Annotated in this window: 12 protein-coding genes; 4 read left to right on the forward strand and 8 right to left on the reverse strand. The window is 68.3% G+C overall.

Annotated elements, in window-relative coordinates; genetic code table 11:
• Window positions 1–13: 13 nt before the first annotated feature.
• Window positions 14–565, reverse strand: coding sequence for a DUF2017 domain-containing protein (locus tag EV650_RS31375; RefSeq protein ID WP_134122799.1), 552 nt, complete (start codon window positions 563–565; stop codon window positions 14–16).
• A complete protein-coding gene (gene clpS, locus EV650_RS31380) occupies window positions 562–849 on the reverse strand; it encodes an ATP-dependent Clp protease adapter ClpS (RefSeq protein ID WP_134122800.1) in 288 nt (95 codons plus the stop codon). The genes EV650_RS31375 and clpS overlap by 4 nt, the downstream gene beginning before the upstream one ends.
• A 49-nt stretch (window positions 850–898) precedes the next feature.
• Here clpS and EV650_RS31385 point away from each other — a divergent pair, with 49 nt between their 5' ends.
• Window positions 899–2,233 carry a nicotinate phosphoribosyltransferase gene (locus EV650_RS31385; RefSeq protein WP_134122801.1) on the forward strand — a complete coding sequence of 445 codons (1,335 nt, stop codon included), beginning with the start codon at window positions 899–901 and terminating at the stop codon, window positions 2,231–2,233.
• A gap of 100 nt (window positions 2,234–2,333) precedes the next feature.
• Window positions 2,334–2,813 (forward strand): MarR family winged helix-turn-helix transcriptional regulator, encoded by a 480-nt coding sequence (locus EV650_RS31390; RefSeq protein ID WP_134122802.1) that lies wholly within the window; start codon window positions 2,334–2,336, stop codon window positions 2,811–2,813.
• On the opposite strand, the gene EV650_RS31395 is transcribed toward EV650_RS31390, so the two are convergent.
• A complete protein-coding gene (locus EV650_RS31395; RefSeq protein ID WP_238174597.1) occupies window positions 2,810–4,045 on the reverse strand; it encodes a D-arabinono-1,4-lactone oxidase in 1,236 nt (411 codons plus the stop codon). The two genes, EV650_RS31390 and EV650_RS31395, sit on opposite strands and share 4 nt — an antisense overlap.
• Before the next feature lie 133 nt (window positions 4,046–4,178).
• Between EV650_RS31395 and EV650_RS31400 the strand changes: the two genes are divergently transcribed.
• The gene (locus tag EV650_RS31400) at window positions 4,179–5,177 is read left to right on the forward strand and encodes a YdcF family protein (protein ID WP_134122803.1); all 999 of its coding nucleotides are present in this window, start codon (window positions 4,179–4,181) and stop codon (window positions 5,175–5,177) included.
• Here the strand turns inward: EV650_RS31400 and EV650_RS31405 are convergent.
• The 4 genes from EV650_RS31405 to EV650_RS31420 form a co-directional block, all read right to left on the reverse strand.
• Window positions 5,174–5,938, reverse strand: coding sequence for a sulfite exporter TauE/SafE family protein (locus EV650_RS31405; RefSeq protein WP_134122804.1), 765 nt, complete (start codon window positions 5,936–5,938; stop codon window positions 5,174–5,176). The two genes, EV650_RS31400 and EV650_RS31405, sit on opposite strands and share 4 nt — an antisense overlap.
• Window positions 5,939–5,945: 7 nt before the next feature.
• A complete protein-coding gene (locus EV650_RS31410; RefSeq protein WP_134122805.1) occupies window positions 5,946–7,142 on the reverse strand; it encodes an MFS transporter in 1,197 nt (398 codons plus the stop codon).
• 201 nt (window positions 7,143–7,343) lie between these two features.
• Window positions 7,344–8,009: a response regulator gene (locus EV650_RS31415; RefSeq protein ID WP_134122806.1), complete on the reverse strand. Its 666-nt coding sequence runs from the start codon at window positions 8,007–8,009 to the stop codon at window positions 7,344–7,346.
• Window positions 8,006–9,103: a sensor histidine kinase gene (locus EV650_RS31420; protein ID WP_202875130.1), complete on the reverse strand. Its 1,098-nt coding sequence runs from the start codon at window positions 9,101–9,103 to the stop codon at window positions 8,006–8,008. Before EV650_RS31420 ends, EV650_RS31415 begins: the two co-directional genes overlap by 4 nt.
• A gap of 100 nt (window positions 9,104–9,203) precedes the next feature.
• On the opposite strand from EV650_RS31420, the gene EV650_RS31425 reads away from it, so the two are divergent.
• Window positions 9,204–10,598, forward strand: a complete 1,395-nt coding sequence (locus tag EV650_RS31425) for an alpha/beta fold hydrolase (RefSeq protein ID WP_166678357.1) — start codon at window positions 9,204–9,206, stop codon at window positions 10,596–10,598.
• Between the two features lies 1 nt (window position 10,599).
• On the opposite strand, the gene EV650_RS31430 is transcribed toward EV650_RS31425, so the two are convergent.
• A complete protein-coding gene (locus EV650_RS31430; RefSeq protein ID WP_134122808.1) occupies window positions 10,600–12,138 on the reverse strand; it encodes a WD40 repeat domain-containing protein in 1,539 nt (512 codons plus the stop codon).
• Window positions 12,139–12,206 lie beyond the last annotated feature (68 nt).

The raw sequence follows: 12,206 nt of genomic DNA on the forward strand, positions 1-12,206 counted from the left end.
CCCGACACCTTAGTCAGCGCATGTTGTGGAGGAGGGCTGATTGGAGGTAGCCGAGCCAGTCGTAGAGGTCGTAGGTGAGGCGGCGGGGGTCGTCGTCGGGGAGTTTTTCCCAGGTGGTGTAGTCGTCCTCGTCCTTGATCTCGAGACGGGTGCCGATGGCCAGGCGGAGGTCGTTCAGGGCTCGGAGCCAGGAGAGCTGTTCGTCCGGTTCGAGGGCGATCTCGTCGGCGCCGGACTCTTCCAGGGCGGACAGGACACGCCGGGCGTCGGTGACCTTGCCTTCGCGCAGGCCGCGCTCGGTGAAGCGGCGGAACTCGGACGACGCCATGTCGTCGGACTTGTACGCGTCCGGCAGCAGCCGCTGGAGTACGACGTCCTCCGGCGGCTCGGTCGGCCCGTCGGATTCGAGTAGCGCGGCGAGCGGGTCGCTGGACTGGGTCGTGCGCGGCGGCAGGCCGTCGTACAGGAGCTCGACCAGATTGCGGAGCAGGTTCGCGAGGATGTCGGCCTCGTGCTCGGCGAAGCTGACGACGACGGTCTTGCGGCGCTTGCGGAACCGGGTCACGACTTCTCGCAGGTGGCCCAGAGGCCGTAGGTGTGCATCGCTTCCACGTCGCGTTCCATCGCTTCCCGATTCCCGTTCGAGACCGCCGACTTGCCGTCGGTGTGCACCTGCATCATCAGCTTCTCCGCCTTCTGCTTGGAGTAGCCGAAGTACGTCTGGAAGACGAACGTCACGTAGTCCATCAGGTTCACCGGGTCGTTCCAGACGATGGTCACCCAGGGCGGGCTCAGCTCGATCGCCTCGTCGACCTGAGGGCTGTCGAGCTCGCTTGGTGCGGTGGTCACCTGTCCATTCTCTCCATCATCGGTTCCGGTCTCGCAATAGGCTGCTCCTGTGACGCACTCGACCGCGCTCCTGACAGACCACTACGAGCTGACCATGCTGCAGGCCAGCCTGGCCGACGGCACGGCGCAGCGCCGCTCGGTCTTCGAGCTGTTCGCCCGCCGCCTGCCGGACGGCCGCCGGTACGGCGTGGTGGCCGGCGTCAACCGGCTCCTCGACGCGCTCGAGCAGTTCCGGTTCGACGAGCAGACGATCGCCTTCCTGGCCGATCACGGCATCGTGGACCAGGCTACCCGGGACTGGCTGGTGAACTACCGGTTCACCGGAGACATCTCCGGATACGCCGACGGGGAGATCTTCTTCCCCGGGTCCCCGGTGCTCGTGGTCGAGTCGTCGTTCGCCGAGGCCGTGCTCCTGGAAACCGTTTTCTTGTCGATCCTGAACCACGACTCCGCGGTCGCCTCGGCGGCGTCGAGGATGACCTGGTGGGCCGGCGGACGGCCCTGTATCGAGATGGGCTCACGCCGTACCCACGAAGAGGCCGCGGTCGCCTCGGCGCTGGCGGCGTACATCGCGGGCTTCACCGCGACCTCGAACCTTGAGGCGGCCCGCCGGTTCGGCATCCCGAGCACCGGGACCGCGGCCCACTCGTTCACGCTGCTCCACGACCAGGAGCGCGAGGCGTTCCGGTCCCAGGTCGACGCGCTCGGCAAGGGCACCACGCTGCTGGTCGACACGTACGACGTTGCCGAGGCGGTCCGGATCGCGATCGAGCTGACCGGTCCCGAGCTGGGCGCAGTACGGCTGGATTCCGGTGACCTGCCGTCGCTGGCCGGGCAGGTCCGCGAGCAGCTGGACTCGCTCGGCGCGACCAAGACCCGGATCATCGTGACGAGCGACCTGGACGAGTACCAGATCGCGGCGCTCGCTCCGGCGCCGGTGGATGGGTACGGCGTGGGTACGTCGCTGGTGACCGGGTCCGGGTACCCGACCTGCGGGTTCGTGTACAAGCTGGTCGCCCGGGAGGACTCGAGCGGCGAACTGGTCCCGGTGGCGAAGAAGAGCCCGGACAAGATCTCGATCGGCGGCCGGAAGTGGGCGCTGCGACGACGCTCACCGGCCGGGGTCGCGGAGGTCGAGCTGATCGGAGTCGGCGAGCAACCGGTCGACGACGGCGACGACCGGCTGCTGCTGAAGCAACTGGTCGAGGCCGGCAAGATCGTCGGCCGTACGACGCCCGCCGAGTCGCAGGCGCACCACGACAAGGTCCGCGCCGAACTCCCCCGCTCCGCCAGCCAACTGAGCCGCGGCGAACCCGTCATCCCGACCGAGTACGAAGGCGACTACGACGCCCGCAACCCCTTCCGCTCCCGGAGCCACACATGACGGAGCTTTTGGCCGGGCCTTCGGCGCCGGCGTGGTCATGGGGCTATGACTCCCGGTCTTCCCTCGTCGCTCCGCTCCTCAGTCCAGACCGGGAGGCCCCATGACCGGCGGGTCGGGCGAACAGGCGGAGTGGTCCGAGGACGCGCCGGCGGATGAGGCTGATGTGCTGGTGGCGTTGCGGTTCGCGGACCGGGCGGCGCGGAAGGCCGTCGCCGAAGAACTAGCGGGGACCGGGTTGCACACCGGGCAGGAGTTGGTGCTCGCCAAGCTGCTGCACCACGGCTCGCTGCCGGTCGCGCGGCTCGCGAAAGTACTCGACGTCGAGGTCCCGACCGCGACCAAGACCACCCAGCGGATGGAAGCCGCCGGCCTGGTTCGCCGGGTGAAGAGCGCAGCCGACGCCCGCCAGGTCGGCATCGAACTCACCGACCGCGGCATCGAGCTCGCCCACACGGTCCAGCAGATCTACGACCGCGCCGGCCGCCGAGCCCTGGCCCACCTCACCCCCGAAGACCGCCGCGTCCTCCGCAACCTCCTCTGGACCATCACCTCGACCCTCGAGGACGTCACCCAGCTCTAGCCCCGCGGCAGGAACGTGTCGAGGTACTCGTTCCGGAACTTCCCGGCCGGGTCGTACTTCGCCGCCAGCTCGATGAAGTCCTTCACCTTCGGGTAGCGCTCGGCCAACGTCGCGGCGTCGGCTGCGAAGACCTTGCCCCAGTGCGGTCGTACGTCGAGTGGCGCGAGCGCCTCCTCGAGGGTGGCGACGACCGGCCGGACGACCGCCTCGTCCTGGATCCAGGTGAAGTGGAGGGCGACCGTGTCGCGGCCCTGGCTCGGGCTGAGCCAGAGGTCGTCGGCGGCGATCGTCCGTACCTCGGAGACCTGGATGATCGGGGCAAACTTGTTGCCCAAGGCCCGCAACACCTCGAACGCCTCCGCCGCCCGTTCCCGCGGCACGAAGTACTCCGACTGCAGCTCATCCCCGTTGCTCGGCGTGAACTCAAGGCGGAAGTGCGGCAGTCGCTCGTTCCAGGCTCCAGGTACGCCGCCCTGCTGGGTCGCGTAATCAGCAGGCATCACCTTGATCGGATGCCGCGGCCCGTCCGCCAGACGAGCACCCAGCCACTCCGGATCCGGAGTCCCCAGCTCGCGCCGCTTCCGCCAAACCATCACGTCCGGATCGACCCAGTCCGTGAAAGCGCTGACGCTGTACGCGCTCCCCATCACCTCGTCGAAATCCGTCCCGAGCCGCTCCACCGGCAACCCGTCGTACACCACCTGGCTGATCTGGTACGACGGCTGTACGTCGAGCGTCAAGCTGACCGTGACCCCGAGCGCCCCGAGCGAGATGATCGACCCGGCGAAGTCCGGGTCCTCGCGGGTCAGCGTGACGAGCTCGCCGCGCGCATCCACGAACGTGATCGCGTTGACCGCATCGGCCAGCGGCCCGTTCCCATCCCCCGACCCGTGCGTCCCGGTCGAACACGCGCCGGCCACCGAGATGTGCGGCAGCGAACCGAGGTTGTGCAACGCCAGCCCTTCAGCCTGCAGAGCCGCCGTAATCTCGCCGTACCGCAGACCAGCCGACACAGTCACACCACGAGGGCCGACCTCGATGACGCCAGGCAGGTCCGCGACGCTGACCAAGGTGCCAGAAGTATCCGCGATCCGGTTGAACGAGTGTCCGGTCCCGAGCACCCGTACCTTCTCGGCCGCCGCGACCAGCTCCTGCAGTTCCGGCACCGATCGCGGCCGCTGGAGCTCGCTCGCAAAGCTGACGTTCCCCGCCCAGTTCGTCACACCACTCACGTCGACCTCACCACTCCTCGACCCACTCGATCCGTCCCCAGCAGCCTCGCACACGACCGCCCGAACCGCCCCCGGCCGTCCATCCCCCGAGCCTCCCCCAACTGGACGATGGAGCGTGCTTTGATGACGCCCGATGGTCATCTGTTTCGGCATCGCCGGGTTCTGGTTCCTCGTCTTCGGCGCAAGCTTCCTCCGCGATCGGCGGCTGTTCAAGAACGGGATCTTCCTGGTCCTGACGCTGATGTTCGCCGGCCTCGGCGTGATCTTCGCGGTCGAGACCGTCAACCAGACCGCGGCCCGGCTGCTGGTGCTCGCGATCCTGGCCGCGATCCCGCTGGCGATCGCCGTACTCGCGGTGTTCCTGGTGATCAACGGGGTCACGATGCTCCGCCGCGAGCGCCGCCGGCTGTCGAACCTGCTGTCGCTGCTGGTCGGCCTCGGGATCATCGGGTTCGTCATCTTCAGCGTGCTGGTGCAGACGATCGGCTGGGAGCCGCTGGCCGTGGTCCGCTCGGTGCTGCTCGGCGTACTGACCTACATCTCGTTCCTGTTCCTCTGCTTCCTGGTCTACGCGTTCGTCTACAGCCGGATGCGGTCGTCACGGAAGGTGGACTTCGTCGTCGTACTCGGCTCCGGCCTGATCGGCTCGCGCGTCCCGCCGCTGCTGGCCAGCCGCCTCGACCGCGGACAGCAGGTGTACGAGCGCGCTCTCAGGAAGGGCCGTTCTCCGCGAATGGTGACGTCCGGCGGCCAGGGTCCGAACGAGGACGTGTCCGAGTCCGACGCGATGGCGGCGTACCTGGTCGAACACGGCGTACCCGAGGACCAGATCCTCCGCGAGGACAAGTCGACCAACACCTGGGAGAACCTGACCTTCAGTCGAGACCTGATGGTCCAGCTGCGTCCGCAGTACCGCTGCCTGATCGTGACGAACAACTTCCACGCGTTCCGGGCCGCCCTCACCGCCCGCAAGGCCAAGGTCAACGGCCAGGTGATCGGCTCCCCGACCGCGGCCTACTACTGGCCGACGGCAACGATCCGCGAGTTCGTCGCGATCCTCCGCAGCCACCCGTACCTGAACGGCGGCATCTGCCTCCTGATCGCAGCTGCTGCGATCACGCAGCACGTCTAACGCAACATGAGTACGGCGGCGATCACACCGGCCAGGACGATCAGAACACGCAGCAGGGTGGCGGGGAGTCGGCGGCCGATGTGGGAGCCGGCGTACCCGCCGACGATGGAGCCGGCGGCGAGCAGGCCGGATGCAGCCAGGTCGAGGTCGGCGATGAAGACGAAGATGATGCTCGCGACCAGGTTCGCCGCGAGCAGCGCGAGTGTCTTGAGGCCGTTGACGATCCGGAGCTCCAGATCGAGCCCGAGACCGAGGACCGCCATCATCATCACACCGGCGCCGGCCCCGAAGTACCCGCCGTACACGCCGGTCAGTGCGGTGAACCCAATGGTTGCCGGGGACATCGATCGCGGAGTGCCGTGCGGATGGTCGGACCGGGATCGCAGCCAGCGGGAGATCAACGGCTGGACGCCGACGATCAGGCAGGTGAAGAGGATCAGCCACGGCGCGGCCGATGCGAACACCTTCGACGGCAGCGCCAGCAACAGCGCGGCACCACCGATCGCGCCGACGGCACAGATCACCACGACGGCGATGGTCTGGTGGCGCGGGACCTCGCGCAGTTCGCGCCGGTAGCCGAACGCGCCGCTCAGCGCGCCCGGCAGCAGACCGAGAGTGTTCGACGCGTTGGCCACCACGGGCGGGATCCCCAACGCAATCAGCACCGGAAAGCTCAGCAACGAGGCGACCCCAACGGTCGAGGTCAGAATCCCCGCACCTAGTCCGGCCCCGATCACAGCCAGTTGCTGCGGGCCCGTCACGTGTCTCTCACTCGGCCAGACTACGGCGGAGCCGCGTGAGGCACAGTGGCGAAAGGAACAGTCCGGCCGTTGCTGCGAGCAGCGCCGTACGCACGCCGGCCGCACCAGCCACCGCCCCGCCCAGCAACGCGCCGAACGGCGTCAGCCCCATTCCGAGAAAGTTGATCGTGGCAACGACCCGGCCCTGGACCGCAAGCGGAGTGACCATCTGGCGGACGGCCGTCACGGCAACGTCGACGGCTTGGCTCAAGGCGCCGTACAGCACGTTGATCACGATCAGCGCCGCGATCGAGGCCGCGCCGGAGCCGTGCAGGGTCGACGTGACCAACATCACCATGTCCGAGATCAGGGCGGCGAAGACCATTACCCGGCCGTAACCGAAACGCCTCGGTAGCCAGGCCGACAGCAGCGAGCCGACCAGCACTCCCGGGCCGAAGGACGCGAGCACCAGGCCGACGACCGCACTCGGCAGGTCGAGCGTGCGGCTCAGGAAGAGCAGGTAGATCGTGGTCAGCGCGGTGAAGGAGAACTGATACGCGCAGGTCGCCGCCGCGATCGCCCGCAACGAAGCATCGCGGCGGACGATCCGCAGACCCTCGCCGATCTGCTGCACCAGGCCTGTCGCCGGAATCCCACTGCTGCTCCGGCTCCGGATCCGGGAAACGGACAGACTCGAGACCGCGAACAGGACCGCGCTGGCGAGCACCGCGATCGGCGCGGTCAGCAGTGACACGAGTCCGCCACCGATCGCCGGCCCGGAGATCTGCGCGGCCGACTTCGCCGTCTCCAACATACTGTTGCCCTGGGCAAGCTGATCGCGCGCCACCAGGTGCGGCAAAGCGGCCATGCACGCGACATCGAAGCACACCGTGAACACGCCGGCCACGAAGCCCGCGACGTACAGGAACGGTAACCCGAGCCCCACTCCCAGCGGCACGGAGGCGAACACCAGGGCGCGGCCGAGATCCGCGACAACGACCACGGTCCGCGATCGCCAACGGTCGACGAGCACGCCCACCAGCAGTGAAAACAGCAAGACCGGGAGTTGCTCGACGGCACGCAGTACGCCGAGTTGCCCGGCGCTGGCGCCGAGCGAGGTGACCGCGACCAACGGCAGCGTCACCTGGGCGGCAAAGCTTGCGAGTTGTGAGGCAGTATGGCCGATCCAGAGCGGGACGAAATCACGATGCGTCCACAGCGACACGAGAAGGTCCTATGAGTCGAGCCCGGGCATACCAGTCCCCGGGAATGGAGAAGGTGCCACTCGGCGCGCGCCGGACCGACGCGATCACTCTGCAAGCGGCACGCGATGACGGTCTGCGGTCAGCGCGGGCCCGGTTGACCGGGCATCCCCAACTCCTCGAAGGTTTCGACTGGACGGTTTCGACTCATCGGGCAGGCTAGTTCATCGGCGGCGCGGTTGCACCAGGTTTGACTCGTAGGCGGCGATGACCAGCTGGGCCCGGTCGCGGGCGTGCAGCTTGGCGAGGAGGTGGCCGATGTGGGTCTTGACCGTGCCGTGGCCGACGTGCAGGTGATCACAGATCTCTTTGTTCGACAGGCCGCGCGCGATCAGCGACAACACTTCGCGCTCCCGATCCGTCACGCCGTCGAGCCCGGCGAGCGGCGACTGACCGGGCTCTGCCAGGCGCGCGAACTCGGCGATGAGTCGTCGCGTGACGGACGGCGCGAGCAATCCCTCGCCCGCGGCCACGACTCTGATCGCCTGCAGCAACTCGACCGGCGGGACGTCCTTCAGCAGGAACCCGCTCGCTCCGGCTCGCAGCGCTGCGTAGACCGAGTCATCCAAGTCGAACATCGTCAGGATCAGCACCCGGGGACCGCCGTCGGCCGCACAGATCTGCCGGGTCGCCTCGATGCCGTCCAAGCGTGGCATCCGGACATCCATGAGGACCACGTCCGGCCGCTCCTGCCGGGTCAGCTCGACCGCCTCCGCGCCGTCCGCCGCCTCGCCGACCGTCGTCAGCCCGGGCGTGGTGTCGATCAGCACCCGGAAGCTGCCCCGCAACAACGCCTGGTCGTCCGCGACCAGCACCCGGATGTCGTTCACGCGCTCACCGGCAGCCGTACGACGACCTCGAAGCCGCCACCGTCGTACGGTCCGGCTCGATACGTCCCGCCGTACATGCTGACCCGCTCGCGGATGCCGATCAGCCCATGCCCTTCCACAGCAGCTCCACCAATCCCGTCATCGGTCACCTGCACTTGTACGGCGTTCGCGTCGCCGCGGACTGTCACGTGGCACTGGTGGGCGTGCGCGTGTTTTGTCACGTTGGTCAGGCACTCCTGGACGATTCGATGGACGGTCAGCTCGACCGCCTCCGGCAGCGGCTCTGGTACGTCGACGGCGAGCTCGACTCGGACCCCGGTCGACTCGACGCGGGCGACCAAGTCCGGCAACGCGGCCAGGCCCGCCGGCGGAGCGAGGTCTGCCGGCTCGTTCGACGTACGCAGGAGGCCGAGCATGTGCCGCAGTTCGACGAGTGCGTCGCGGCTCGTCGACTCGATCACCGACAACGCATCGGCGACCTCCTCGGGGCGTACCTGCAGAACGTGGTTGGCGACGCCGGCCTTGACCGCGATCAGGCCCATGCTGTGGGCAACGATGTCGTGCAGCTCGCGCGCGATCCGCAACCGCTCGTCGGCCACCGCCTGCTCGGCCAGCGCCTGTGCCGCGCGAGCCGCCGCCGCACGTCGGTCCCGGACGACGCGGCCCAGCATCCAGGCGCCGTACATCGCCGCGACCCCGGTCAGCACCAGGGTCACATCCGACCGGCCCGCCGGGGCACCCGCGACCATCGCCAGGACCAGCACGACGAGGCCGACACTGCCCGCGAGGCCGAACAAGCGCCGGTTGGACAGCGGTCTTGATGAGGCGCAAGTCAGGGCGACGATGTAGAGGACGTAGGCCGTGGCGAGGAGCGGATCGCGGAGGGCGCCGACGGCGACGGCGATCGCCGAGACCACGACGACGACGCCGAGGGCGGGGATCGGCCACAAGCGTCGTACTGCTGCCGGAAGCGCTAGACCGACCACGATCAGGGCGTCGGACGGCATGCTCAGCAGGAGGAGTACGGCGTACGCGACCGCGACGACCACGTCGGCGATGATCAGCTGCCGGCGGCTCAGCCCGTACTCCGTCACCCTGTGAACCTAACGGATTCGCTGGACCACAGCCTCTGACCGAGGTCCGTCGGCCCGTGGTCCGATGTGCCGGCCACGGATCCGCGCAACTCTCGATCGCATGCTGAAACTACTTTCCCTCGCGGTGAGCGGCCTGATGGCGGTCAACGGCCTCACCCCGCCTGCGCCCCAAGCTCTCAGGTGGGGTGAATGCCCCGGCGGACCGGGTGACGTCGGCATCGAATGCGCCACCCTGCAGGTCCCGGTCGACTGGTCACAACCCGACGGCCGGAAGCTCACCCTCATGCTCGGCCGACTCCGCTCGACGGCGGCCACGTCGAAGGGATCCGTGCTGGTCAACTTCGGCGGGCCGGTCGGGATCAGCATCGACCTGATGCGCTCGTACGGCGGCGGCCAGGCCTTCGCGGGGTTGCGGCAGAAGATGGACATCGTCACCTGGGACCTCCGCGGCGGACCCAACAACCCGGGCCTGAGTACGAATCTGCCCTGCGACTGGTCGTACCAGCGGATGCCGCGCGTGCCGCGCAACCAGGCCGAATTCGACCAGCTCGCCGCCACCAACCGCGCGACGGCTGTGAAATGCCAGGAGAAGGATCCACAACTGTTCGGAACGATGGACTCCGCGAGTCACGCCCGCGATATGGAGGCGATCCGGCGCGCTCTCGGTGAGACCAAGGTCAACTTCTACGGAGCCTCGTACGGCGGTTTCATCGGGCAGACGTACGCGCGGCTCTTCCCACGGAACGTACGGTCGATGGTGCTCGACGGCACGTGGAACCACAGCACGGACAACTGGGACCGCGAGCTGCCGCTCCTCGCGCGGGACGTGCAGACCTTCGTCACCCGCTTCTTCGATTGGTGCCGTAGGCAAGGAAACTGCGCGGATGCGCCGGCCCTGTGGCAGCGGGTCGTTGCCCAGGCGCAACGCAATCCGATGCCGGCCGGGAGTACGACGTACGACGGCAACGAGATCCGCTGGTCCGGTGTGACCATGGCACGGGCCGGCGAGGCGTCGTACCCGACGTTGCTGGCCGCGCTACGGAAGGCCGCGACCACTGGTGACGCGTCCGGCTTCGTCACGGCGAACGCTCCGTTCCCCGGGGCAGCGTCACCCGGCGTGGTTGAGTGCACCGACTGGCCGCATCCGGCTAATCAGCGCCAACTCGAACAGCAGATCCGCCGGACCGAGGCCGCCGCGCCCTACACCGGGATTGCCGGCACGATTCAGCTCGCCATCTTGTCGTGTGTCGGCTGGCCCGTTGCCGTTCGCAACGAACCCGCCGCGCTCCCCCACGGCCTGCCTCCGTTGCTGATGGCCGGTAACTGGAGCGAGTACGAGACCGGGTCGCGGGTGATCGACCAGGTGCCGGGCAGCGGGTCGATCTATCACGACGGCCCGGGACACACGCTCTACATGGCCAACGAGTGCGCCAAGGCGAAGATCGACGCGTATCTGTCCGATCTCGTCGTTCCGCGGCGCGGCACTCGCTGCTGAATCAGCGCACCTTGACCGTGGTTGCAGGACTCTTCTGGACGTTGCGTCCGTCACTGACCTCGACGCGGTATGACAGCGTCTGACCGCTGGTCAGACCGGAGTCGGTGACGGACGTGACGGCCGCCTTCGTCCAGGAGTTCGACGAGCGCGACCAGCTGCCGATCCGCGTGCTGCCGCGGTAGACGAGGTAGGTCAGGCTGATGTTGTCCCGGTCGAGCACGGTCGGGAACGCGATCGTCACCTTGTTGGCTCGCGCGCTCGCGACCTTCGGCGCGGCCGGTCGGGCCGGCGCGGCTCCACCCGGGGTGCTGGTGAACCGCGTCAGCCCCTCCTGCGGTACGCCGTTCACCTCGGTGAAGTCACCGCCGGCCCACAGGTCGTTGCCGCCGGACGCGAACGACAGCGGGCCGACCAGAGTCTCGCCGCCGGCGTCGGTGTTCGGGAACCACGGGCCGAGCTTGCCGGTGGTCGTGCTGTAGACGAGCAGGTGGTGCATCCCGGTCTTGTCCGGGAACTCGCCGTCCGCGCTGCAGTCATGCGCGTGCGAACCCTTGTACAACCAGTTGCCGATGGCCTTGATCGCCTCGGTCGCACCCCGGCAGTGGCTCTGCCAGATCAGCTTGCCGGTCGTCGCATCCGCGGCGAGTACTCCGTCGTAGCACGAGATGCTGCCGGTCCCGGCGTTGGACGCGAACACCTTGTTTCCTTGGACTTCCAGGTCCTTCACGCGACTGTCGCAGCCCTTGGTCTTCGCCGGGATCGCTGCGACCGCGGGCATCGAGAGCAGGGCGCCGGTGGTGGCGTTCACGGTCGCGAGCGCGTGATCGTTCCCGCCGCCGATCCGGGTGAAGCCGCCCCCAACGAACACCCGCTTGCCGTCCGTGGACACCTCGATCGCATGGACGTCGTCGTTCGCGTCCGGACTCCACGGCAGCAGCGTGCCGGTGTCGAGCCTGACCGCGGCGACCCGGCTGCGGGCCATCTTGTCCACGGTGCCGAACGAGCCGCCCAGATAGACCGTCTTGTCCGTGATCTTCAGTGCCGCGACACGGTAGTTCACGACCGGATCCCAACCGGCGACAAGCTTGCCGGTGGCTACATCGAACATCGCGACGTGCGACCGTGCCACCCCGTCGACGGTGGTGAAGTCACCACCGATCACGACCCGCTTGCCGTCGGGAGACGTCGCGACACTCCACACCGGCCCGTCGACCTGCGGCGCGAACCGCGTCGGTACGCCGGTGGTCCGGTTCAGCACCACGAAGTACTTCCGCGACGCATCGTCGATACCGCGGGCCCTCCCCGGCGGCCGGACCCGGGTGAACAGTCCGCCCACGAACACCAGATTCCCCGCGACCGCGACCGAGTTCACGCTCGCGTTCGTCTGCCAGGACGTCTGCTGCACCGACGACAACGCGGATCCGAACCCCCGCGGCGCACTGTGAGCCTCTGTCGCGGCCTGCACCACCGGCCCCGATGGAACCAGCGCCGCAGCCACAACGGCCGCACCGGTGACAACTGCCAAAACAGCCTTCTTCATGCCCGAACCCCCTGGGGCCCGCCCCGACGGAAGCTGCCGACCCACACTCGATGACTATGCGCCACCAA

The sequence above is a fragment of the Kribbella kalugense genome (assembly GCF_004365875.1).
GTDB classification, from domain to species: domain Bacteria; phylum Actinomycetota; class Actinomycetes; order Propionibacteriales; family Kribbellaceae; genus Kribbella; species Kribbella kalugense.

Bases quoted from the DNA above. Each gene is read 5' to 3' on its own strand.
- EV650_RS31425 (WP_166678357.1), top strand. From the start codon at position 9,204: ATGCTGAAACTACTTTCCCTCGCGGTGAGCGGCCTGATGGCGGTCAAC.
- EV650_RS31400 (WP_134122803.1), top strand. From the start codon at position 4,179: ATGGTCATCTGTTTCGGCATCGCCGGGTTCTGGTTCCTCGTCTTCGGC.
- EV650_RS31390 (WP_134122802.1), top strand. From the start codon at position 2,334: ATGACCGGCGGGTCGGGCGAACAGGCGGAGTGGTCCGAGGACGCGCCG.
- EV650_RS31430 (WP_134122808.1), bottom strand. From the start codon at position 12,138: ATGAAGAAGGCTGTTTTGGCAGTTGTCACCGGTGCGGCCGTTGTGGCT.